The organism is Mesorhizobium sp. STM 4661 (assembly GCF_000359125.1).
Taxonomy (GTDB): Bacteria; Pseudomonadota; Alphaproteobacteria; order Rhizobiales; family Rhizobiaceae; genus Mesorhizobium.
In genome coordinates this window covers 1-24,880 of sequence record NZ_CAAF010000028.1, presented here as the reverse complement: position 1 = coordinate 24,880, position 24,880 = coordinate 1, and the positions used below count along the sequence as shown (strand labels likewise).

Below are 24,880 nucleotides of genomic sequence, written 5' to 3'. Positions count from 1 at the left end.
ATTGATTAACCACCTGCCGTTTTGGCAATGCGGCGATTGAGGCTGCTAAGAGATTGGTTCGCACCTGCCCAAGAACCGCCGGCTATGCTGCTGGCGATCGTCGGAAGCGCGACGATCAGGGCGTCTCCAGCTAGGAAAAGCATATCGAGCTCGTAAAGCCCGATGATCTTGGCTGCTGTCGTACCCTTGTATTTGATCACCGCAAGCATGACTCCCAGCGCGACTGATTCGGCCGCGATAACTATCGTTGCAACGATGTTGAGGAGGACAAGCAGCAGCCCGTATGAGAGCAGTTGGCCGATCCATCTGGTAGCCATGTCTCGAGTGTGATCAAAAAGATAGCCTACAAGAACGAGGGGGCCGATCGCCAGGAGCACCTTCGTCAGAATTCCAACGGCATCATAGATCTCGAACGCTGTCCAGAGCGAGCCGTACAAAATCCATTGCGCTCCCTGGAAGGCAAGTATGTCCTGCTGATTCATTGGCCCAATTTCGGAAGCAATCCGCTGAAAGGCACTCTGACTTGCAGCGAACATTACGTCGAGCTTCTGGGGGATACCGATGAAGGGCAAGGTGCTTCCGCTGATCTGGTGGGCAAGCTTTGGAATCGTTTCGTCGAAGACCGATTCAATGTACAGCTGATAGTTGGCCTGCCCTAGGATGAGGGCGACGACAATCGATACCGTGACTACGCGCGAGATACCTCCGCGCGCGTCGACTTGACCGCGCATGACCAGAAAGCCTTGGATTATGATCCAGAGCGTGACGCACGCAACCAGAGGCGCACTGACCGCCTCTTGGACGTTTCCAATCACTTTGTGCAGCCCCACCGTAAAGGCCCCATGAAAGATCGCGTGTATGGCCGTGAATGGCGCAGGAATTCTGAAAACCATTGCGTGAACCTTATTTGCCCCTGATCAGCGCAGATGAGCCGGATGAACTAAGCGTCGCTACTCAAACATTCTGGCGGTGTCCTGGCGTTCGCGACGCTGCATCGCGGCCTCCTCTGCGGCGTGAAGGCTCGCTTGTGCAGTGGCCATCGTCAGCAGACTCGTGGCCTGGACATTTTGGATAATCGCATCATGAATCTGCTTGAGGACCAGACCGTTGGTGACGGTGGCCTGCACAATATTTCCCGAGCGGGAAAGCTGACCAAGCGTGTTGTCGTTGGCCTTAAGGCGCTTGTCCATTACGCCCAGAGTGTCGGCCGCAAGAGCTGCGGCATTGATGGCACCAGCGATTTGTCCCTGTAACAGTTTCGCTTCTGAATCCGTGCCGTCGACTTTCCGGTTTGGGTTGTCCGCAATTGCACGCGCTTTAATCGAAGTTGGCGCCTGACCCTCAAACATCTGCCTCTCAAGCTGATTGCCCGACGGGTAGTGATTTCCTTGGTTCAGTGAACTTAGCAGCCCCGTGACACCGAATGACGACCTTAGTATCTCCACCATTTCCATCGTCGTAGCGACCGTCTGGGCTGACTTTATCAGGATCTGCGCAGTGGAAACCGCTGTTAAGCCCGCTTGTGTTACTACCGCCGGGTCGATGACGACAAATTGCGCCCGGGCCTGTCCGCTAAGCAGAAAGGAAGCGGCAAGCGTCGTTGCTGCAAGCGTGGGAAATCTCATGAATATTCCTCCGTCAGTCTTGAATTTCGTGGTAACGAGTCATGAACTTGTCGAGCCACCCGCTTGGGGCATCTCCGTGCTGGTCACGAAGCTGGTCGACAAAGCGCACGGTGTTGGCCCGCCCCGAGAGTACGGCTACATACTCGCGCATCTGGCCAAGATCGAATTCGCAAACAACACTCCCGCTCTCGCGCTTGAGCAAAAACTTGCGGCTGCCAATTGCCATTCCCTGGCGGATTGCCTCGAACTCCTGCGTGGTGCACTTCAAGCCATCGACATACGCGGCCCGGTCGGCCGTCGGTGATGGGTAGAAGATCTTGGTCATGCATTGTGCAACGAGACTGGCTCCAAGGGGCGATTCAAGCACGTGTTCAGGCTGCTGCGTTGCGAGTATCAACATGCCGTTGTTCTTGCGGACGGTGAGCAGGAACTTGTCGATAACAGCCGAGAACTGCGGGTTGAGCAGATAGAAGCGAAATTCGTCGCAGCTCATGACGAACCGACGGCCATCGACAACAGCGCCCACGCGGTGCAGAAGATATGCGGCGGCCGGCGCACAGACCTCCTCAAATTCCAGGAGCTGCGTCATGTCGAAGCCGGTAATGGAGGCATCCAGCCTGACTTCGTCCTCATCGCCGTCAAAGGCCCATCCAAGCGCATTCCCTCTACACCACCGCTGCAGCCGTGCTCCCGCGCCCTCCGAGGGGCTGTGCAGCAGGAATTCGCGCAGGCCCGCAAGTGAGCGCATGGCGGGTTCGAACGAAAGTTGACGAAGAATGCCACGTTCCAGTCGACGGCTTTCCTCCGGCGAGATCGGACCACGGCCGTCACTCTCGATGAGGGCCATCAGCCATTCGCGCAGAAAATCCAACGAGGCGGAGGTGTTGTCCAGTCCGCGCAGAGGGGCCAAGCCGCTCGGAGCGCCTCTGCGCAACGCAAGGTATGTCCCTCCCGTGGCTCGCACCAGCAGTTCACCACCCCGGTCTTTATCGAAAAAGACGATGGCGCCATTGCGATCGACCACGCTTTGCTCAAGCATCGCGAGGATAAAGGTCATCAGCGTCGTCTTGCCTTTGCCGACGGGTCCGAATATCGCCGTCATGCCGACGTCATTCTCATGGGGGATGTAGTCGAAAGACGTTCCACCGTTTGTGCGAAAGCGCGCAACAGCTTTGCCCCAGTGGCCGGAGCTGGAACCGCTGGGGAAGTTCTCAAATGAGACAAGCCCGGCAAAATTGTACGAGGTGATCGCCCCGGGGCGCGTGCGCCACCTGTTGTTCCCCGGGAGTTGGGACCAGTACGCGGCCTCCATGCCGATACCCTCTTGGACGATAACGGCGCCTGTGTCGGCCAGCCTTGCGCGCGCATTTGCTGCGCGATCGGCAAGGCTATTGAGGCTGTCGCCATAGACGCACAGGCTCAGATGATGCGAACCCATGACGAACTCGTTGCTTGCCAGTGCGTCCTCTGCCTCGGCAAGTTCATTGATCTGGGTGAGAGCCTTGTCGCCGGCGCTCGTCATCTGGCTGGATTTAAGGCTAAGCTTCGCATGAGCTTGTGGCCGAGTGAGGAAGGAAAAGCTCTGGCTCAGGACAAGCGGGAAGTTGGCGGACAGTAAGGGATTTAGCATGCCTGGCCGCGTCGTCGCCGGATATTCACGGAACGAAAACAATGATCCCACGGAGCTATCCCCGGGTCTTCGAATCTCAAGCGCCCGCTTCCCGCAGATGACCCGATCAGTGTAGATCGAGGCGCCAAGCGAGCCGGTAACCATCGGAACCGGAAGAAACCGGCAAGTCATTATCAGCCGAAGCGCCTCACCAATTTCCGTGAAGAGCACGTTGCCTTTCTCGCGAATACCCAACCGGCGCAGACCGTAACCGCCGAGTGAGCCAGCAATGATCTGCCAGAGGTCCTCCAGGCTTCGCAGTTGTGTGGCCAGATCGTTGTCATTCCGTCTGGGGGATTTGGCAATGCGCCAGCCGATCTTACCGATTGCGGTGCGGGGGGACACGACGATAGTGAGGAAGTGATCGTTGCGAAAGAGCTTGCCCGACAGCACATGGCGCTCATAGGCCTCGCTCAGACTGCCAGCAAATGCACTTTGAAACTGGCGCGATGCCGGCTCCGGCACATCGTTGTTTCGTACAAGATGAGCGTATAGCGTGACATTGTCATCCGCGATGTTGCGCAAGAGAGTGTTGAACGCGCGGCAGCGCGAATTGCGCATCTCTGCGTCTTCCAAATCAAAGGGCAGGCCGTTCACGTGTGCCATGGCCATGATCGATCCGTCTTCCAGCAGGACAACCTGATCGCTGAGATGACCGACATACGGAAGATAGATCTCGCCAGATCTCTCGGTCCGGCCACTGGCGCCAAACATTACACCATTCCTCTTCCGCGTTTCGGCACTCTGATCGGATTGACGCTGACGCTCGCGCCACCCCAGACCGGCCCGTCCACGCTTCTGCCGGCCGTCTGCAAATAGAGGAGCGCGACGCTTGCGGCGTTATAGTCACGCTCAACCACCAGCCGTGCCCCGAACCAGAGTGGCACGAGCACGATTTCATAAAGTGGGTTTTGAAGGACAATGATGACGAGACCAGCCAACATCATCAGCAATCCGGCCAGCGTCAGCGGCACCCCCAGAAACAGTGCGGGACGTGTCGCCGCCACATAGAGGGTGCTCACTTCCAACCGGTCGCTCATCAGCCACCGCCTATGAGCGCCTTGCCCAGGAAGCTTGCGCCGAACATGATGACGATCCCTCCAACGACACCCGCAACCAAGCCAAGTGAAGCACGACCGAACATCCAAGAGATGCCGATGGCCACGAGTCCGAGCACGGCCAGTGATTGTCCGAAGGGGCCAAGTATGAAGGTGCAGATATTCTGGACCATCTTGGCGGGATCCGTCCCTCCGGTCACCTGAGCCGAGGCTGGCCCGATGGAGAAGACCGTCCACGCGGCGCCTGCAGCAGCCGCCGGTACATATTCAGCCGTCGTGCGCAGCATGGAAAAAGGCGAAGGAACACGCGTTTTAAGCGCACGAAGTATTTTGAATGGCTTCATCATTGTATCTCCATGGTTCAATCGAATACGAGTTTGTTCGGGTTCGAGGGTTCCCGCTCTTCCGCAGCCTGGCTGCCTGTCGGACCGGAGGGATCGGCCCCGGAGCGGTTTGACTCATACGAGCCCCAGATGTCCCAAGAATTTTGTTTGGGCTGCTTTCCATTGGCCTGTTGGCTCTGTTGGAGCAGAGCCGGCACGGCTTTCCGACCGGATGCCTCAAGGTGTGGCGCATCTGGAGCGGTCGGCTCCAGCGTTCGCTCGAGATGACTCGCGATGTCCTTTGCGGCCGACTCGACCTTGCGTACATAACCGTTGGTGAAGCCACGCGTGACGTCGCCCGTGTTGTAGGCCGAGATGGCACGGCGAAGCGCCAGTTGCTGCGCCGGAGCAGTCGTGCCGCCGGCATACCGGCTTTCAAGCAAGTGGGCGGCGGCCGATAGCGAGGCGCAGGGCTCGAAAGCCTTTTCCGGCGTGAGATTGAGGAAGGAAAAGTTCTTGCTGTTTATCTGCATCAATCCGACATCGACAGAATGTTGTGCTTCGAGGCGGTTCTTGATGCCCCGCGTCGCTTCCAGGCGGTCTATCCAGCGAAGCTGCTCACCTGTGGTGTTGTCATGAGCCACCAGCGTTTCAAAGCCACTTTCAATTTTGGCAATCGCGGCGAGCGTGGACGGCGCAACCCAGGGAGCGCATTTGCGCGACAGGCCGTGGAATTCACGGGGCGAAAGTGGCGCGGGCTCGGCTGGGAATGACATGGATGTCAACAGGGCGATGGCCAGCGGCCAAGCTGCAATAAACATTCCTATCCCCTACCTTTCGAAGCGTCCGGACCGGTTCTGGCCCTGTCCGGCACGCGCTTATCGGGCAGGTTTGTTACTGCGTGATGTTCAAGTTCAGCTTTTTCGGTTTCAACTGAAGCAAAGAGCTTGTTCGTGTCCGGGTGCATGGGCACCTTGCGCATGCGCGGGTTGCGCGGGCGCGATCAGCCGGCACATCTCGACCATCGCGGCGGATCATTCCAGCGCGGGATTGCCCGTCCCGGCTGTCCGTTGCTCTTGCAGCGTCAACCGCGACTTGGCATGGGCGGTGATGGAATCTTGTGTCAGCGCCTGGCCGAAGGACAAAATGGGGAGCTTGGCGGGTTCATCTCAGGCTGCGGAAGCTTGGGTCGATCGAACGCGAGAACCGACTAGGGCGCCGAGCTGCCCAATGTTGCGACATGCTGCCGTTGTTGCAAGAGACAGCCATGCGCCCTGCATATTCAGGCATTGGTTGAAACCGCGAGTTCGTCCGCGAAGCTCGTCGGAGGCGCAAATACGCGGGACGAGGGTCAACTGGGAAGACGTGGCGGCGCAGCCGGCCTGGTGCGAGACCTGGTTCAGCTGTTCGGCCGCGCCGCGAACTGGTGGGTCACGCACAGTCCCATCGGCAGAAACCGCAGGCGGATTGACGCAGTCCGACAGCGCTCTCGACAAGTACAGTGACAGGCTCAAAAGGAAAGGTATTGCATTCAACCGAGAAATGTTAGCTCGCAAGGTAACCGCAACCGGACCTGCCGATCGCTCGGAACAGGATTGGCGCCGCCGGCCACCTCCCAATGACCTGCCTTGGGCAGGAGACATACCGTTGGCACAAGGTCACTATAGCGACTCACGGCCGTTCTTCGGCCAACCGCCTCTGCGATCAGTCAAACGCCGCGCTGCTCCACCGCGTCCGAGCCGCACGCACGAGCGGGAGGATTTCGAGGTGATCCAGGTCCGCAAGCGCCAGAAACGCGAAGAAGATGCAAGGACATGGCAAGCGACCGAGCGTCCGTGCCGTCGCAATCAAGTGGTGTTGGCAGGCCTGCACCAACGGCGGAGCTCGCGAATAAGCGAAGGACCACACGGCAGGGTCACACCGGCGCTTGCAGATGTGTGGTGGCCACCGGCTGCCTGGATGCGGTCAATTCGCTGTGGATGAAAAGACCAGGCCGAGCAACGGCCTCACATTGGCCGCACGCACCCGCGAGTGGTAGCAAGGGGCAGCTGTTCTGCGTCGGTGCCCCAAGGGTTGCTCGGCAACAGCTTTAGACAAGGGGATTCAAGATTGAAGGTGAGCCGTTGAAACATGTTCTTGTCATTGACGATGATGCCGCAATGCGACGCCTCATCTCCCAGTATCTCATGATGCATGCCTTGAAGGTGACCGCAGTCAACGATAGCAAGCAGTTTAACTACGTTCTATCGCATGAGCCAGTCGATCTCGTGGTTGTTGACCTCAACCTAGGCCGGGAGGATGGGCTTGCCATCGTCCGCAACCTGGCGACAAAATCGGATTTACCCATCATAGTGATCAGCGGCGACCGGCTTGATGAGGCGGAAAAAGTCGTTGCGCTGGAGCTCGGCGCAACCGATTTCATCCCCAAGCCTTTCGGGCTGCGCGAGTTCTTGGCCCGCATTCGAGTAGGGCTACGCCAGCGCATTTCCAGTCCGCGAACGAAAGATCATCGCTCATTTCGGTTCGGAGCCTGGAAGCTCAGCGTCAAGCAGCGGCGACTGATCTGTGCGGAGCGTGGCGAAGTCAAGCTTACCGCATGTGAGTTCAACCTGCTGATCGCGTTCCTGGAGAACCCCCGCAATGTCCTATCCAGAGAACGGCTTTTGCTCGCGAGCCGTGTGCGTGGAGAAGAGGTCTACGATCGAAGTATCGATGTCCTAATCTTGCGCTTGCGCCGAAAGCTGGAGGCTGATGCGGCCAATCCAAGGCTAGTCAAGACATGCCGTGGTGCAGGGTATTTCTTCAACGCTGACGTAGACGTTAGCTACGGAGGCACCTTGGCCGCGTGACAGGAGCTATTCTGGAGATTGGCTGACGAGGCTGATGAAGCGTGGCGGTGTTTTCTGGCGGCCTTTAGCTCGGCGCCTGGATGTCGGACCCAAGGCAGCATCTCGTCGATCTGGCTGGGATGGCTGTTGACGATCCTGGTGGTGAGGACGTCGGCGAGATAACCGAGTGACTCGACACCATTGAGCCTGCAGCTTTCGATCAGCGACGCAATGACTGCCCAGTGTTCGGCACCGCGGTTCGAGCCGGCGAAGAGCGCGTTCTTGCGGACGGATTGAGCGCTCGACGGTGTTGTTGTCGATCTCGGTGCGACCGTCGTCAACGAAGCGCGAGAGGCCTTCGCAGCGTGAGAGCGTGTAGCGGATTGCCTCGGCAACCTTGGTCTTCTGACCGATCAGGCCGAGCTTTCACGCAGCCAAGGTTCAAGATGGCGACAATAGCGCGGCTATTTTCCCGACGCGTCGCACGGCCTTCATCGGCCGATCGGCCGCGGATATCGTCCTCGATCTTATTGAGGTGGGCGATCGTCTCAGCGCCTCGCTGGCGATCGGCGAGTTCCAGGCCTACATCGCCTTCCAACAGTGCCAGTCTGATCAATTTCGGCGAGAGCTACCGGTCCGGAGATCGCATCAGCCTCTCCGTCGCCAAAAGAGCTGTTCTGCTTAGCCGTCGAGCTCAACGCCCAGCGTCGGAGCGCCCTCTGCTTCTGAAGGAAGCCATGAGGTCCGCTCGGGCTTGATCGGAGGCTTGGCCGATGGACGTTGTGTTTGCCTCGCTCGGCTGCCGCCCGATGGCGAGGCTTTGCGAATTGTCAGTCCTTTGCCTTTTCGCTGGTCTCAACGGCGCTGTGTAACGTTCAGTGTTGATGATGACGCCCTCGCTGTTCACGCGGTTGCTCCTGTGCAGTGTACTCGTCAGCTTGTCCTCGGCCTCGCGCGTCTGGCCCAAGTGCCGTTCCAACGGCGCTGGCGCGACCTGTCTGGCTTGCTGCTCTTGCAAGGCGGCGTGTTGCACCTGCGACCCGGCTGCTGCCAAAGCTTCGGCAGGGCTTGCGGCAAGCTCGTGCGGCAAGCGCCCCTCTCTCAGTCGGTTTTGCAGCGCCTGCCGATCGGCGACGAGGTAGTTGAGGTGCAGCGGCAGCTGCTGGTCTGGCCGCTCTTCGTTCGCCAATCGACGAACCAGCTCGCGCGTGCCGTCCACCACGAAGACGCCGCAGTCAACAGCGTTTTTCTGCTGCGCCATGTCGGGTGTTACCAGGGTCGCGTCCAGTCTTGTAGCGAGCTTTCGTGCAGGCGCGTCGTTGTATCGCTGTTCATTTTGCTGGATGGAGTCGTAGTGATAGGCGACCGCTCTTTCCGGATCGCGGCGATCTACGAGGAGCAGCGACCAATGGGTGCCGCGGTCAATACCCACCCCATCGTTCACTGGCACGAACAGGAAGTCGGATGGGCCGGCGTTTCGATCATAAATCGACTGCAATGTGCCTCGCGCGTCTTGCTGCTCCATGTGGCGCAGCAGATGGGAGACCGACGGATCGACCAGCCGCGTCCGGGCGGCGAGCGCTGGATCGGCCTGCTGCAGTTGCTGCTCGAGGAATTCGTAATCCCTCTGGATATGTTCGTCGCCCAGCAGTTGGGTGGCCCCGAGCACCGCCCCCCGGGGGAGATTGGACGAGCCTGACGGAAGGGCTTCGATGTGTGCATCGGAGGAGGTGGTCAGATCGACCAACGGAACACCGAGATGGGTGTCTGAGAGCCTGGCGGTCGCTGGCAAGGCGGGTCCCGGAGCCCTTGCCGGTACTGCTGCCGCTCCAGCTTCCCTTATCGCTCCGCGATGGAGGAGCCAAACGTCATTACCCTCCTCTGGCCTCCGGGCGGTGTAGCCGTGGCCTTTAATCTCGTAGTTCCATTCCGGCTTGTCCGCGTCCGGCAAGAGGCCATAATGGTACAAGGAAGAGAGCATCGCCTCTGGGACGAGTTGAGTCCCATGGGAGAAGCCTTTGGGCACGGCGAATGAGACGTTTATGGAGTTCTCGATGGCAGCGGGGGGTGCCTCAGACCTTGCAAAGGGCGCGGCCTCCGCATGCAGGCTTCCAATGTGTTCGGACCCTGGGCCTTGAACGGGTACCCCTGCCAATGGCAATCCACCCAACTGCTGCATGGGGGGCTGCATCGGCAGGCGGCCGCCTTCGCTCGGCGGCTGCTGAATGGCGATGCTTTGCGGATTATCAGTCCCCTGCCTCTCCGCCGGCCGCAACGGCGCCGTCGAATGTTCATTGTTGATGATGAACCGCTCGGGTGGCAGGAGGTTGCCCTGGTCAAGCGCATCCGGCCAGGGCCGGTGTTGGCTGACAGCTAACGCTGGCGGGGCGGCGGCCTCAACTCCGGCGTGCCCAGAGCCGGCCGCTGCCAAAGCGTCCGCCACGATCCTGTCTGACGCAGGCTTCGCATAGCGAACCCGTTCAAGCGCCAAGCGGAGATAATCGTTGCCTGGAAACAACACCTCGGCGAATTCGATCCGCGAATCATGATCCAGCCCAGAGATCGTCCGGCCCCGCCTCTCAAGCGCCTCAGAAAATCTGCGAAGACTATGACCATAGACAACACGGGTGCTTGGGGCCAAGCTGCTGTCACTGGTCACTTGTTCCAAGACATGCGCATCTGCCTTTGAAGGCACCGTCACTGGCCACCGGCCAGTCGCTGAATAGCCCGGCTCATGATACGCACGCAGGACGTTCAACGCCGGCCTTATATCCCTTATGTCAGTGTCTTTCGGAAAGAAGGTATCGAGGTGATCGACCAGGGATTGGTGATTTTTTAGATCAGTCGCTTGGCCACGAGCGCCGAGATCATTCGCCAATCGGCGAAGCGCATACGAGTATATTCGGAGCGTCGGCGCGCTATGGTGTTGCTGAGCCTCAGCATGGGCGATCGCCTTATCAATCACGTCCCGGTGTTCGTCGGACAAGTGGGGATAGCGGTTAGCCGGGGCACCAACAGTCGCTGAATAGCCCGGCTCATGATACGCACGCAGGACGTTCAACGCCCTCTTCATATCATCGTTTTTCGGAAAGAAAGCATCGAGGTGATCGACCAGGGATTGGTGATTTTTTAGATCAGTCGCTTGGCCACGAGCGCCGAGATCATTTGCCAATCGGCGAAGTGCATACCTGTATTTTAGGACCGTGCTCTCGCTATATTTTTGCTGAGCCGCAGCGTGGGCGATCGCCTTATCGATAAGGTCCCGGTGTTCGTCGGACAAATGGGGATAGCCGGTGGCACGGGCGCCACTCGCGACAGGTTCGGCTCGGCGCGGCTCGGCCACGTGCTGCTCAAAACCCGCTTGCCGCGCTTGGCCAGCATCCGGCAAGGGGCCAGGGCGGTCCAAGAAAGAGAGCATCGCGTCTGGGACGCGTTGAGTCCCATGGGAGAAGCCTTTGGGGACGGCGAATGAGACGTTTATGGAGTTCTCGATGGCAGCGGGGGGTGCCTCAGCCCTTGCGGAGGGCGCAGCCTCCGCATGCAGCCTTCCGATGTGTTCGGACCCCGTCCCTTGAACCGGTACCCCTTCCAATGGCAATTCACCCAATTGCTGCATGGGGGGCTGCATCGGCATGCGGCCGCCTGAATTGCCGATTTCGCTCGGCTGCTGCTGAATGGCGACGGCTTGCGGCCTATCCACGGCCCTCTGCCTCTTCGCTGGCCGGAACAGCGCTGTGGAATGTTCGTTGTTGATGATGCCCCCCTGGGGTGGCAGGTGGTTGCCCTGGTCAAGCGCATCCGGCGAGGGCCGGATCTGCTGTTGGCTGGCAGCCAAGACTGGCGGGGCGGCGGCCTGAACTCCGGCGTGCCCAGAGCTTGCGAAAGCGTCCGACACGCTTCTGTTGGGGTCCTCCGGTCCAGCACGCATCCCTGGATTGCTAAACAAAGATGAGGCGGCTTGATCACCCTGCCGCTGCTGAAGCACTTCGCGGAACCCCTGTTCCAGTCGCAGAAGCTCCTCTGCATTGGTTGGCGGCTGGTGAGCTCGATCATCGAACAGCGGCCGGAGCGCCTCGGGAACCTCCGCGCTGAAAGAAGGCGAGGTGGCTTGCTCATCCTGCCGCTGCTCAAGCACTTCGCGGAGCCCCTGTTCCAGTCGCAGAAGCTCCTCTGCATTGGTTGGCGGCTGGTGAGCTCGATCATCGACCAGCGGCCGGAGCGCCTCGGGAGCCTTCGCGCTGAAAGAAGACGAGGTGGCTTGATCATCCTGCCGCTGCTGAAGCACTTCGCGGAACCCCTGTTCCAGTCGCAGAAGCTCCTCTGGATTGGTTGGCGGCTTGTGAGCTCGATTATCGAACAGCGGCCGCAAGGCCTCGGGAACCTCCGCATTGTGAACCCGCTGCAGCGCCAAGCGGAGTTTCTTGTTGCCTGGAAACAACGCCTCGGCGAGTTCGGTCCGCGAATTGTGATCCAGCCCAGAGATCGTCTGGCCCCGACTCTCAAGCTCCTCAGAAAATCTGCGAAGAAGTCGACCATAGACGACACGGGTGCTTAAGGCCAACTCGCTGTCACTGCTTAATTTTTCCAAGATACGCGCATCTGGCTTTGAAGGCACCGCCGCTGGCCACCAGCCAGTCGCTGCATAGCCCGGATCATGATACGCACGTAGGACGTTCAACGCCGTTTTAATGCTCTGGTCATTCGGAAAGAAAGTATCGAGGTGATCGACCAGGGATTGGTGATTTTTTAGATCAGTCGCTTGGCCACGAGCGCCGAGATCATTCGCCAATCGGCGAAGCGCATTCGAGTATATTCGCAGCGTGTCCGCGCTCTGGTTTTGCTGAGCCGCAGCGCGGTCGATCGCCTTATCAATAACGTCCCGGTGTTCGGCGGACAGATGGGGATAGCTGGCAGCAGGGCCGCCAGCAGTCGCTGAATAGCCCGGCTCATGATACGCACGCAGGGCCTTCAACGCGCTCTTCATATCAACGTCTTTCGGAAAGAAAGCACCGACGTGATCGACCAGGGATTTGTGATTTCTTAGATCGGTCGCTTGGCCACGAGCGCTGAGATCATTCGCCAACCGGCGAAGTGCAAACGTGTATTTTCGGGCCGTGGTCTCGCTATATTTTTCCTGGGAGTGGGCGATCGCTCTATCAATAAGGTCCCGGTGTTCGCCGGACAGATGGTGATAGCGGGAAGCACGGGCGCCACTCGCAACGGGGTCGGCTCGGCGCGGCTCGGCCACGTGCTGCTCAAAGCCCGCTTGCCGCGCTTGGCCAGCATCCGGCAAGGGGCCAGGGCGGTCCAAGAAAGGGAGCATCGCGTCTGGGACGCGTTGAGTCCCATGGGAGAAGTCTTTGGGGACGGCGAACGAAACATTTATGGAGTCCTCGATCGCAGCCGGGGGCGCCTCGGACCTTGCTGAGGGCGCGGCCCCCGCATGCAGCCTTCCGATGTGTTCGGACCCTGTCCCTTGAACCGGTACCCCTTGCAATGGCAATTCACCCAATTGCTGCATGGGGGGCTGCATCGGCATGCGGCCGCCTGAATTGCCAATTTCGCTCGGCTGCTGCTGAATGGCGACGGCTTGCGGCCTATCCACGGCCCTCTGCCTCTCCGCTGGCCGCAACAGCGGTGTGGAATGTTCATTGTTGATGATGCCCCCCTGGGGTGGCAGGTGGTTGCCCTGGTCGAGCGCATCCGGCGAGGGCCGGATCTGCTGTTGGCTGGCAGCCAAGACTGGCGGGGCGGCGGCCTGAACTCCGGCGTGCCCAGATGTTGCGAAAGCCTCCGACACGCTTCTATTGGGGTCCTCCGGTCCAGCACGCATCCCTGGGTTGCTGAGCGAAGACGAGGCGGCTTGATCATCCTGCCGCTGCTGAAGCACTTCGCGGAACCCCTGTTCCAGTCGCAGAAGCTCCTCTGCATTGGTTGGCGGCTGGTGAGCTCGATCATCGAACAGCGGCCGGAGCGCCTCGGGAACCTCAGCGCTGAAAGAAGGCGAGGCTGCTTGCTCATCCTGCCATTGCTGAAGCACTTCGCGGAGCCCCTGGTCCAGTCGCTGAAGCTCCTCTGGATTGGTTGGCGACTCGTCAGCTTGATCGAACAGCCTCCGGGCCTCGGCAAGGTGCTGCTCAACGCCCACTTGCCTGGCCTGGACCGCTTGATCCTCTTCCAAGCCGGCGTCCTGCACCTGCGGCAAAGCTGTTACACGGGATGGATTACTATTTCGCGGGTCCACACTAGCCTCACATCAAACTGTATCGTCAAAAATCCTGCGCCAATTCACGCAGCGGGTCATCGAGTTGAGATTCTGCCGAGAGCCCCTCGTCCGCTATCGTCAAGGGTACCGGCTCCGGGAGGGCGCCTGTCTGGCTTTCGAAGATGCGTTTAAGGATGCGGTCCGAAAATATCGCACCTTCCTCAATTGCAATGGTGGCAGGCCTTTGATGAGAACAATCTCGTAGTCTTCATCGAGCAGCCGAACCTGTTCGGGACGCAGCAGCGGTGCACCTTGATGCGAATTCTGAATGTTCCAATCGAACGTTCGCGCCTGGCTGGCAAGGCCGTGAACGGGATTCGAGGAGAAACCGTCACTTACCATGGCCGAGACCTCAACGGCCGGAGCGATCTCTGCTTCTGGAGGCAGCCATTAGATCCTCGCGGGCGTGATTATAGGGGTGACTTAGGGACTGCCCGATTTCACCACCCCGCCGCAGCTGTTGACGGGAGGTTTGCGGGCCTACTGTATCACGGACTGAAGCCGCAATACCTGCTATGTGCTCGTCCAAATTCGCATTCCGTTCCTCTACTGCATGCCGCGGCGGAGGCATGTGCGGCAAGATATCTTGCATGCCGGGAACTGCGTGAGCTTGGGCCTGTTGATTTGCGTCGAACTGGTGATACACCGCCAATTCCGGCGGCGCGACAGGAGGCCGGGGCAGCGAGTCCAGTTGGTTGGCGGCCACCAGAACTGATTCCACTGCGTCTTGGTGCGTGCGCGAGGAAGGATCCATTCCGTAGGCTCCCTGAATCATCAGTGATGCGATTTCCTTTTGTTGGTCTTCAGGAATACGGGACAATGCGTTGCGTACACTATCAGCGAACTCGGGTGAGATCACTTGTACTTCTGCATATTTTTTCCACGATACGGGTGCGTTTTGCTTCCGGCGCAAATCGTTGGCAGTCTGTTCATTTGTGTCCGGATGCACGAACGAAATCAACCCCTCAACACGGTTTTTCAGGAATTCGGCGGTGCTTTTGTCCATCGACCAATGACCTTCCTTGACCGGCACTCCGCTCCATGCGCTGTCTTTCAACCGAACAGCGGGACCGTTGGCCCAGGCATCCATAACCACGGTCGACCTCGGGTCGCGGCTTCCGCGCCGCAGTTCGTTCCAAATGTGACCCGCCTTGACTGAGATCTCATCACCTTCGTCGGTTATCTCTTTCATTGACACGGAAGCACTAGAGGTCATACTCCGCTCGTCGGCCGCCATGTGTGGGGCGTGGACGATAGCGGAAAGGGGAGCGGTCTGATTGCAGCACGCCGCTCCCATGACTACGGCCACTGCAACCTTAATGTTGTCGTCTGCTCCCATCATTGCAACCGACGATCCGATGCTGTTGTGGCCGTGAGAGGGAATGTCGTCCACCTTAACGTTTCCCCGGCCATGCTTGAGCAGCAGGCGAACGTCGTGAACTGTTTGCCCCGCTGTCGCGAGTCTTATCGGGCTGGTGACGTCGTCACCGACGACACACGCTCCCATATGATAGGCGGCCTGCTGGATCTGATGTGGCTCCAGAGGCGCATCTCCGCCCCGCCGCAACCTGTCGGCAGGCGTGCCCACGGAGACCTTCAGCGCTGCCGTGGATTCTCGCGGCGACTCTTCCGTGTCATATGTGGCATGTCGAGTCGATCCGGAGGATTTGGAGATGCAAATTCCCATAGCCGTTCACCTGTAGTGGAGTTTCTGATCCGAGGGACGGGATACGCGAGACGGGCGCTTAACCGTCAGTGTCATCTGGATGAGCTTCCATCAAGGGTGCCGGCTCCGGGAGGGCGCCTGTCTGGCTTTCAAAGATGCGTTTAAGGATGCGGTCCGAAAAATATCGCACCTTCCTCAATTGCAATGGTGGCAGACCTTTGATGAGAACAATCTCGTACTCGTCATTGAGCAGCCGAACCTGTTCGGGACGCAGCAGCGGCGCACCTTGAAACGAATTCTGAATGTTCCGGTCGAACGCTCGCGACTGGCTGTAGGAAATCGATTTGGCTTCAAACGTGTATTCACCGATGGCTTTGGAAATGTAGGTTGGAGTCTCGTCATCGGCCGTGGCCATGAACACTTGCAGTCCGGTATTGCTGAGAAAATTCTGCTTACCAGCCTCTCCATAAGCCCCCGTTAGTGCCGAAAGGCTTTGGATGATGAGCATGAAACGCCCCTTGTAGCCCGCGATAGTCGTAATTGCGGTCTCGATCGCCTCCAGCTTCCCCAAGTGCTTGAACTCATCGAGCAGAAAGAGAACCTCGTGCTTTTCGTCCTGGCGGGGCAGCGACCGCTGTAGAATTGAAACGGTTTGCTGAAAAAATAAGCGTATCAAAGGCGCGATCACCTCAAGGTCGTTCGGACCAACGCAAAGATAGATGCACGTTCTGCGACGGCGAAGATCATAGACCGAAAAGTCCGAGCGACTTGTAGCCGCCTTGACAGCCGGATCCGCCCACAAGTTGAGCCCGCCATCGCCGAGCACGGACGTGTAGGAGGTTAGGATTTTTGTATCGTTCCCCGCCATGTCGTCGAAGATGCGTTGTGCCTCTTTGTTCCGGGTCTCCATGGCGAGCTGCGCGAAGAGCTTAAACTTCTCCCCCGGCTGAGCGAACAGATCATAGACGGCGCCGATTGTTGGCGTGCCCCGCTCGATGCAGGCAAGGATCCCCGCGACAAAGATATCTCGCGCGCCGCTGACGAAACCTTCCGCCCCCTCCCCCTTGGCCGTAATCAGGTTCGCGGCCAAGCGGCGGGCTTCGGTGAATTGCTGCTGTGGATGCAGTGCTATGAGATCCAACAGTGGATTGTAGCAGTTTGTGCGCCGCTCTGAATCCAGTGGCGCGAATTTGAACACTTCGTGGCCTGCGGCTTTACGCGCCCTCGATGTGAGCTCAAAGAGCTCCCCCTTGACGTCCAGAGCTATCACAGAGCCTTTAAATGTAAGTAGCGTTGGAATGACTATGCCGACACCCTTGCCAGCGCGGGTCGGCGCAACGATGAGGCTGTGAGGCTGCTCGCCATTGGTCAGGTAATAGCCAGGCCAGAAAGGACCACTCGTCTTCCCGAAGACCGGCCCTGTCACGCCACGGTATCGTCGCAGATATCCCGTGCGTCGCATTTCATCCACTCGAGCCCAACGAGCGGTCCCGTGGTGTTCGAGCTTGCGGCGCAATACGAACTGCTGAATCAGCAAGACAACCGCGGATGTCGAGAGCACGATAGCCGCGCCCTGATAGAAAACGGGGGTTGCGAAACCCAAATAGAAGGGCGTCTCAAACCAAAAGGCACGGACATCAAACGCCATCAGAGCCTCGCCGCTACCCCCGTGGCGGAAGGTTGCGTACAGACTTGCCGCACAGAACCCCAAGGCGAGTGAGCACGCGATGCTAATGGCTATGTTGGGGGACGTCGTTTTTGTAGAAGACATTGTTCCATGGCCGAATTAGCCGTGCTGATGCTGCGCTTGCTTCAGACACCGAACCGAGGTCGCGATGCCGACGCTCGACAGATCGATGCCGCAGCGGGTGGTGCGATGCTTGCATCGCGCCACCCGGCAGACGTGGATTTTGAAAGTTTCACTAAGCAGCTACGTCGACGGCCAGGGAATTGGAAACAGCAAGGCCGTGAACGGAATTCGGGAGAGGAAGCGTTACTGCCATGGCCGAGACCTCAACGGCCGGTGCGATCTCTGCTTCTCCTAGCCTCCATTAGATCCTCTCGGGCGTGATTGTAGGAGTGGCTTATGTCCCGGCCGACTTGACCACCCCGCTGCAGCTGTTCGTGGGAGGTTTGCGGGCCAACTGTATCACGGACTGCAGCCCCAATACCTGCTATGTGGGCGTCCAGATCCGCACTGCGTTCCTCTGCTGCATGCCGCGGAGGAGGCATCTGCGGCAAGATGTCTTGCATGCCGGGAATTGAGTGAGCTTGGGCCTGTTGATTTGGATCTAACTGGTGATACATCGCGTACATAGCATTGGATGCTGTCGACCTGACGTGGCCATCCGGATCGGTAGCCAATTCAGCGGCCTGATCAAAAATGCGAGCTTTATTTTCAGCGTTAAACTTGCTGAAGTTTTGCGCAGCGTAAAGCGCTCCGATAGCTTGCGAAGGTGGGTCCATGTTGCCAATGCGATTAACAATACTATCTTGTGTCTCTGGCCGAAGGTAATGAGACACATTACTGACTGCTCTGAATTGCTCCAATGCTACTTCATCCGAGGTGTGTCCCAACCCGGCAGTCAATTTATCCCCCAGATCGACGGCTGATCGTCCAAGCTGATTGGTCCGCGTTTCAAACTTCGCGAGGTCAGTTTCTGGCTCGGTTCGAGTGCCCCGAACGGCTATGCGCTCTCGCCTCCCGAGTTCTTTGAAGGTCCCAAGATTTCGCGCTGTATCGCGCGGGTTAGCGCTTACCAGCCGTTCTGCAACATCGGTCAATGGTCCGTATGGAAGGTCACGGAGGGTACTGCGATTCCCCACGTCTTGGGATGAACTTGCAGCTGCGCGTGCCCGTTTGTTATCGCGATCCATTGCTCGGCCTCCAAAGTCGTTAAGTTACCCAATCAGGGTACCACCGACGCTTGACCTGCTAAACCGATATGAGGTTACAGTTGTAGTCTGGCAGAAAGCTTCTCCCAACTCTGGGATACGCCGAGAGCCGTAACCGGGGCAGATTTCCGGGCGGAAGGGGTTTGCGGCGAGAGCGTTCGTGATTCACCGTTTGCGTGACGCATCAGGATCGTCGTAAAAGAGAGTCCGTCGCGATACGCCCCGCGAATGACGATGGTACCTTCGGCTTGACTTATCCTTCGCGCTCTGCGGGTCCGACGAGAAAATCAGCCTACCTTGCTGAGACTACCTGCGGAGGACTTGCCGCTACGGCGGTCCTGCTCGATCTCGTACTTGATCTTCTGCCCATCAACGAGGTTTGAAAGTCCAGCCCGTTCTACAGCTGAAATATGGACGAAAACGTCCTGACCGCCGTCATCGGGCTGGATTAAGCCAAAACCTTTGGTGCTGTTGAACCACTTCACTGTTCCGGTCGCCATATCGTGTATTCCTCTGTGGCCAGTGCGAACCAGACGGGCCGTGAAGCCGATCCTGTTCATATTTCGTAGAGTTAAACCCAGCAAAAACCAGAATTACCCACCTCGGGGTTGCGGCGCGAAAAGCCATTGCTCTGTTTGGGAACGCACCGAACAGGTGCCGGTGAGCTTGAGCGCAACGCGCTGCAAGACGCTCGAGTGCCGAGGAATCTCTCCGACAAGGATACGTCTGAGCCGCCCAGTATGCCGGCTCGGCAACCACCCGAATGGATCGAAGCCGATCTGCAAAACGGATGGTGAGAGCGTTGGCTCGTTTCCAACCCATCCTGTCTCACCAGCGCGGACGCCTGGACGGATGTCAACGCCGGAAAAAGAACCGCATCGATTGGTCCCGCTTGCGGCCAGCTCCAGTCGGCCGCTCGATCGCAAGCGTGGTTCGAGGAGGAAGCTCTCCCAGGTGCAATGCGAGGAGACGCTGGTCCAACTCCTTGTCGGCTGCCGTAAGGCGGTGGTTCAGGCGAAGGTAGTCCATCCAGGTCGGGGTGCGGAAGGTTTCTGTCCAACGCGAAGGCTGCTGGAGGTCGCGCTGGAGATTCCAGTGTCGCGCACCAACGCCGCTTTGTACTCGCCGCCGTTCCCGCATCTGCTCCAGGAACGCTTCGACATTTGCTTCGGGTATTGAATATTCGATCTTGGCGACGATCGGCCCGCTTCGGGGCTTCAAATCCAGGGCAACCTGAGGCGTTTCGAAGCCAAGAGGAGCCTGATCGGAATCTTTCCATTGACGGATGGGCAGCAGGAAGCCGGTGCCAGCGACCAGCAGCAGCGCGCCACCTGAAAGCTCCAGAGCCGAGCTCAGCGAATAGCTCTCGGCCACCGTACCCCACAGCCAGCTGCCAGCCGCGATGCCGCCGGATGAAAGGGCGTAATAGATCGAGAGCGTGCGACCAACGACCCACCTTGGACTCGCCAACTGGACGCTTACGTCCAGCCCGGTCCAGGTCACGACCCAGCCCGCGCCGCCGAGCGCCAGCGCGATAGCCGCCACCGCCACCGAGGGGGTGAAAGCAAGCGATAGACAACAAGCCGCACAGGCGATGCACGACAGTGTCGTCAAACGTTCCTGGGACAGCCTCCGTCTCAGAATGTTGTTGCAGATGCCGGCGAACAAGGCGCCGGTCCCGAAGCCGGCCATCAGGATGCCGTAAACGACTGGCCCTCCCCCCAGCTGATCGCGGGCGACGAGAGGCAAGAGCGCTAGTATAGAGATGCTCGTCAGCCCAAAGAGGGCACCGCGGGCAATTGCTGCCTTGATTTCGGATGACAGGGCAGTGAAGCGCGCTCCGTCATGGATCGCCGTGGTCAATGGTTCACTCGGCAGCGGTGACGGGCGAACATGCCATTTGCAGCGCCCTATGGTCCACAGCAGCATCAGATATGTAAGCGTCGCCACTGCGAAAGCCGTCAAAGGGCCAAAGGAAGCAACGACGACGCCACCGAGAGCGGGACCGATGCTTCGGACGGCGTTATATCCGACCGAGATAAGCGTGACGGCGGCCGGAACATCGCGCTTTCGCAGGATATCGCCAACCGACGCGTGCCAGGCGGGGTCGGTGAAAGCGGCGCCTACTCCGGCCAAACAGCTGAATGCAAGAACCATCCATGGATTGAAAATTCCGAGACCTGCAAGAACAGTCAGCATCGTCGAGGACAATGCTATCACGCACCAGCCAGCGAACATGAGATTGCGGCGGCTGTAATTGTCCGCTAGGGCGCCGGCGATAATTGACAGGAGGAATGTGGGCAAGGTTGTCGAAGCCTGCACCAAGGCGACCATCACATCCGATGTCGAAATGGTCGCCATCAGCCAACTGATGGCAACCATTTGAATCAGCCACCCTAGACTGGATACCTGTGTGGCAATCCAGATCGGACGGAAAGTTGAATTCTCGAGCGGCGCGAACGTTGCCGATGACACCGGATTAACTTCTTCACGCGCCACCCCGCTCATTGGGCCGAGCCTCCCTTCGCTGCCAGTTGTATGAGATTTCTCCCCGCCCACGTGCCCATGGAGGAATGGCAGGATCAGGGCATTTTATCTGCGCAACGCAAGTTATTTTTGCCTGGCCGGTGCTGTGGCAGAACCGAATGCTTCCGGTGGAGCTATCGTTCCGCTATGCGGGACGAGACCGGTTCGATCCTGTCGCTCTCGATCCCCGACCACGTTACAAGAATCGTCAGTTTGACGTTCCTTAGCGTCTCCAACCAAGCCACGTCCTGGGCATCGACTTCCCTTCTGGTGATCACGAGCTCCCGCGCATTGAACCGCCTCGCCAAGGTGGATCAGTAGTCATCTTTGGCGTAGGTATTCAGCAGCCTGCTAGGCGCCCGCCGCCACGTGCGGGCGACGCCGGCATCAACCGGCGGGCAGATGCGCCGAGGGCAACAACCGCGCCTGACGCAACGCCGCCAGATCAGCCGAGCCGGTGCAGAAGCAGGCAACGGCCAACTGGCGGATGACGATCTCGAAATGCGCGACAACCGCCTCGGTGGACACCGTCGCCGCGCGCAGCACGCCGGCCGCCTGCCCGGCGATGTCCGCGCCCAGGCGGATGGCCTTGGCCACGTCGACGCCGTCGCGGATCCCGCCCGACGCGATCAGCTTCACAGTTGGCAGCGCCCGACGTACCGCCTGCACGCTGGCCGGGGTCGGAATCCCCCAGTCGGCGAACGCCATCGCAACTGCACGGTCGGCGGCATCGCGGGCGCGCTCGCCCTCCACCGCGGCCCAACTGGTGCCGCCGGCGCCGGCGACATCGATGACCGCCACGCCCGCCTTGACGAGCGCGCAGGCCACCGAGGCGGACAGGCCCGACCCCACTTCCTTGGCCACAATCGGCACGTCCACGCTGCGCGCGGCGCGAGCGATCTGCGCCAGGACGCCGCGCCAGTCGCGGTCGCCCTCCGGCTGTACTGCTTCCTGCAGCGCATTGAGATGGACGATGAGTCCATCGGCCTCCAGCGCATCCACCGCCCGGCGCGCCAGGTCCAGGCCGTCGGCCTCGCGCAGTTGCGCGGCGCCGATATTAGCCAGCAAGGGAATGTCTGGGGCCATGCGGCGCAGCGCGCGCGTCAGCCCCTGGGAGTTGCGGGATTGCAGGCTCACGCGCTGCGAACCGACGCACATGGCGATCCCCAAGGCTTGTGCTGCCTCGCTCAGATGCCGGTTGATGGCCTCGGCGCGTGGCACGCCGCCGGTCATGGAGCTGATCAGCAGCGGCGCGCGCATGGTCTTGCCCAGCAGCGAGGCGCGCAGGTCGATCTGCGTCAGGTCCAACTCGGGCAATGCGCAGTGTTCGAAACGGATGTACTCCCAGCCGGCGGCGACCGTGGCCGGCGCCGTTCGCCGATCCAGCACGATGTCCAGATGGTCGTCCTTGCGCCGGCTCGGGATGTTGTCGCTATCGCTCATGCTCGCTCCATCCGTCGCATCGGGGGACGGCGTTGCATCGGATCGGACCGACGGCAGCGCGCGCACGCAGCCGCATCCCGCCGTTCAGGCGGGCGCACGCTGGCCTCCCCCCGCAGCGTCGCTGCGGTAGCGGCTGGTCGAGGTCTGGTAGTACTGCGCGCGGATGGCCGCCATGGCCTCGATCAACGCTCCCCACGGCGCGGGAAAGCGTTCTTCCGCCATCACCCGGTGCAGCATGCGCGTATGGCCGGCCAGCTCGTCGTTGAGGAACTCCACCACAGGCATAGCCGGATAGCGCTGCCGCAGCAGGATCGCCGCGTTGTCGGCCTCGCCGGCCGACCTGTCCTTGTCGCGCCCATGCAGATCGTTCTGCAGGCGCCCTATCGCGGAGATGAGCCGCAGGGCCTGGCGAAACGCCGGACGCGCACGCAAGGTCGCCATGTCCAACCCCCACAGCAACGAAAGGCAACAGAACACGTTCGTGTAGGCGATCGAATCGATGCCATTGTGCAGGTATTCGGCGTAGGACCAGCGTTCTGCCCCTGCCGCCTGCGCGTGTCCGGCGCGCAGCGCCCCGCAGTAGCACCGGGTATCGTCGAGAAGCTGAGCATAGTCGCGACGATCGTAGGCGAGCGCGGCCAGCGAAGCGCGCAGCACAGCGCAGCCCTCGAATCCGGGGAGCGCGCACGGCACGCCCTGCCCCAGCTCCTGCTCCACCGCGGCGAGCTCCTCCGGCGCGATCAGGCCAAGGTCGTTGCAATCGTCGAGCCAGAACAGCAGCGCCAGTTCGCGATAGAACGCCACGATCAGCGTTTCGTCCTGCGGATCGCGGCCAGTGCGGGCGCTGGTGTCGCGCAGGCCCGGGTGGATGCGCTGCAGGATGTACTGGCCGCCCCTGACCGCTTCCACGGCATGCTCGTCGGCGAACCCTGTCAGGGAACGCCCCCACTCCAGCACCTGCTGCAGCGCGCGTTCGGTCGGGATCATGGCGCCGCTCCTGCTCCCTCGGCCAGGACGCGCCGCCCCCAACGAAGCGCCAGCCACAACCCGGCGAGTTCGGCCACGCGCACGACCCGGGTGGGGCAATACAGTTCCTTGCCGATCCACAGCGACGTCTGCGGCAATGCATGCGACACATGGCGGGCGAGCATCCACTCCAGCGCATGCGCCACCGCCTGCGCGATGCGCCGGCGCCCTGTCGGCTCTTCGCTCCCGTCCATCACGTGCAACGCGAACAGCGCATAGCTGGTTTCCTCAAATGAGGATGCGCGACCGGCGCCCCAGCCGCCGTCATCGCGCTGCGCCTGCAGCAGCGCCGCCAGCGCGCGCTCGTCGCGCCACTGGGGCTTGCCTTGCGCCAGCGCAGCGACCGCATGCGCGGTGGGATACAGCCACGAAACGTGCCATTTTTCGTTGTCCCATAGACCGTGCGGGTTGCGATTGGCCTCGACGTAGTAGCTGGTGCCGGCGGCGGGCTTTCCCAACAGTCGCAACGCATGCAGGGCATGGATGTTGGTCGACACCGAGGCATTGCGCTCGCCGGGGAAGGTGACGAATAGCTCGCCGATTTCGAAATCGCGCAACGCATCGACCGGCGGGTCGCGACCTGCAAGGCGCAGGACGCACAACGCAACGGAGGTGTCGTCGGCATCGGCTGCGAAGTGCAAGGCCGGGCCCAGACCGCGCACGCCCATGCGGGCGTCGAGCTGCGCGACGATCACGCGCACGGCATCGGCGAACGCGGGATGCGCGAACAGCCCGGCCAGATGCAGGGTGTACAGCGACCAGCATGGCTCGAACACATTGATCGGCCAGACGTTGGGAACGACACCTTCGATGCCGCTGCGCGTCGCCCGCGATGCCGCCTGCAGATACGCGTCGGTGCGCCCGACCTGCGGCGTGCTCCCATGTGTTACGGCGTGCGCACGCCACGCGGCGGTGGCCGCCGGACTGATGCCAATGCTGCCGTCGTCGTCCGGGCATGCGGTGGTCGGCGACGTTCCCCAGGCTTCCCAGGAGTGCAGCAACGGATGGCCGCTCGGCAACGTCGCCACCGCCCCCAACTTGACAAGGCACGCCTGCCGCAACGGCAACAGCGCCGGGTGGCGCGGAAACCCCACGCCGCCCAGCAAGGAGGCGGCCTCGCCGCACAACTGCGGCAGGATCAGCTCCGCGCCGATCGGCGCGTCTTCCGGCACCGAATGCGCGTAGGGATCGGGCTGGCGCTCGAGGAACCGGGTTGCAGCCTGGACTGCGTCGGCAGCGCCGGGAAGAGGATCGGCACGCTGCAATGTCAGCAAAGCCGCCCAGGTGGGCGCATGGCGGAACAGCGGGAAGTCCGCGCTTCCCCATCCGCCATCGGCCTGTTGTTGCGCGATGAGCCACGCGTATGCGTCCTGCCGACCGGTGACGTTGCCGTGGAACTGCAGAGCTCGCGCCGTGTCGTAGACGGACGGACCGACGCTGCCGCCGTCGCTCATCTCGATCAGCAGGTGGCGCAATTCGGAAAGGATCTGTTCGGACAGCGCGTTCACGCGGTATGTTCCTTCTGCAGACAGTTGACGGGAATCTGGATCGGGCAG

General features: G+C 60.4%; 15 protein-coding genes and 2 pseudogenes. 1 reads left to right on the top strand and 16 read right to left on the bottom strand.

Annotated elements, in window-relative coordinates:
• Positions 1-5: 5 nt before the first annotated feature.
• From MESS4_RS09030 to MESS4_RS09005, 6 genes are read right to left on the bottom strand one after another with little or no spacing between them, the layout of a single operon-like run.
• Positions 6-893, bottom strand: a complete 888-nt coding sequence (locus MESS4_RS09030) for a type IV secretion system protein (protein ID WP_006329144.1) — start codon at positions 891-893, stop codon at positions 6-8.
• 57 nt (positions 894-950) lie between these two features.
• The gene (locus MESS4_RS09025) at positions 951-1,625 is read right to left on the bottom strand and encodes a hypothetical protein (RefSeq protein ID WP_006329143.1); all 675 of its coding nucleotides are present in this window, start codon (positions 1,623-1,625) and stop codon (positions 951-953) included.
• Positions 1,626-1,638: 13 nt separating this feature from the next.
• Entirely contained in the window at positions 1,639-4,008 is a 2,370-nt protein-coding gene (locus tag MESS4_RS09020; protein WP_006329142.1) for a VirB4 family type IV secretion/conjugal transfer ATPase, read from the bottom strand.
• On the bottom strand, positions 4,008-4,334 hold the full coding sequence (locus MESS4_RS09015; protein ID WP_006329140.1) for a type IV secretion system protein VirB3: 327 nt from the start codon (positions 4,332-4,334) through the stop codon (positions 4,008-4,010). The genes MESS4_RS09020 and MESS4_RS09015 overlap by 1 nt, the downstream gene beginning before the upstream one ends.
• Positions 4,334-4,699 (bottom strand): pilin major subunit VirB2, encoded by a 366-nt coding sequence (gene virB2 / locus MESS4_RS09010; protein WP_032925931.1) that lies wholly within the window; start codon positions 4,697-4,699, stop codon positions 4,334-4,336. The genes MESS4_RS09015 and virB2 overlap by 1 nt, the downstream gene beginning before the upstream one ends.
• Positions 4,700-4,713: 14 nt before the next feature.
• The gene (locus tag MESS4_RS09005) at positions 4,714-5,496 is read right to left on the bottom strand and encodes a type IV secretion system lytic transglycosylase VirB1 (protein ID WP_006329137.1); all 783 of its coding nucleotides are present in this window, start codon (positions 5,494-5,496) and stop codon (positions 4,714-4,716) included.
• A gap of 1,302 nt (positions 5,497-6,798) precedes the next feature.
• On the opposite strand from MESS4_RS09005, the gene MESS4_RS09000 reads away from it, so the two are divergent.
• Entirely contained in the window at positions 6,799-7,524 is a 726-nt protein-coding gene (locus MESS4_RS09000; RefSeq protein ID WP_027033428.1) for a response regulator, read from the top strand.
• An 89-nt stretch (positions 7,525-7,613) separates the two neighbouring features.
• Here MESS4_RS09000 and MESS4_RS31960 read toward each other — a convergent pair.
• The 10 genes and pseudogenes from MESS4_RS31960 to MESS4_RS08945 all read right to left on the bottom strand — a co-directional run.
• A pseudogene (locus MESS4_RS31960) lies at positions 7,614-8,076 on the bottom strand (transposase); the annotation flags it as partial.
• Between the two features lie 121 nt (positions 8,077-8,197).
• Positions 8,198-13,684, bottom strand: a complete 5,487-nt coding sequence (locus MESS4_RS31955; RefSeq protein ID WP_244441092.1) for a Ulp1 family isopeptidase — start codon at positions 13,682-13,684, stop codon at positions 8,198-8,200.
• Between the two features lie 88 nt (positions 13,685-13,772).
• Positions 13,773-14,065: pseudogene (locus tag MESS4_RS31950) on the bottom strand (type IV secretory system conjugative DNA transfer family protein); the annotation flags it as partial.
• Positions 14,066-14,120: 55 nt separating this feature from the next.
• Positions 14,121-15,275, bottom strand: a complete 1,155-nt coding sequence (locus MESS4_RS33925) for a type III secretion protein (protein ID WP_198292739.1) — start codon at positions 15,273-15,275, stop codon at positions 14,121-14,123.
• A gap of 238 nt (positions 15,276-15,513) precedes the next feature.
• On the bottom strand, positions 15,514-17,205 hold the full coding sequence (gene virD4 / locus MESS4_RS08980) for a type IV secretion system ATPase VirD4 (protein WP_036240972.1): 1,692 nt from the start codon (positions 17,203-17,205) through the stop codon (positions 15,514-15,516).
• A 1,411-nt stretch (positions 17,206-18,616) separates the two neighbouring features.
• On the bottom strand, positions 18,617-18,829 hold the full coding sequence (locus tag MESS4_RS08970) for a cold-shock protein (protein ID WP_006329118.1): 213 nt from the start codon (positions 18,827-18,829) through the stop codon (positions 18,617-18,619).
• 355 nt (positions 18,830-19,184) lie between these two features.
• Positions 19,185-20,837: an MFS transporter gene (locus MESS4_RS08965; protein ID WP_006329112.1), complete on the bottom strand. Its 1,653-nt coding sequence runs from the start codon at positions 20,835-20,837 to the stop codon at positions 19,185-19,187.
• 405 nt (positions 20,838-21,242) lie between these two features.
• Positions 21,243-22,298, bottom strand: a complete 1,056-nt coding sequence (gene fni / locus MESS4_RS08955) for a type 2 isopentenyl-diphosphate Delta-isomerase (protein WP_006329110.1) — start codon at positions 22,296-22,298, stop codon at positions 21,243-21,245.
• An 84-nt stretch (positions 22,299-22,382) separates the two neighbouring features.
• Positions 22,383-23,285, bottom strand: coding sequence for a hypothetical protein (locus MESS4_RS08950; RefSeq protein ID WP_006329109.1), 903 nt, complete (start codon positions 23,283-23,285; stop codon positions 22,383-22,385).
• The gene (locus MESS4_RS08945) at positions 23,282-24,832 is read right to left on the bottom strand and encodes a hypothetical protein (protein ID WP_006329103.1); all 1,551 of its coding nucleotides are present in this window, start codon (positions 24,830-24,832) and stop codon (positions 23,282-23,284) included. Before MESS4_RS08945 ends, MESS4_RS08950 begins: the two co-directional genes overlap by 4 nt.
• Between the last annotated feature and the right edge of the window lie 48 nt (positions 24,833-24,880).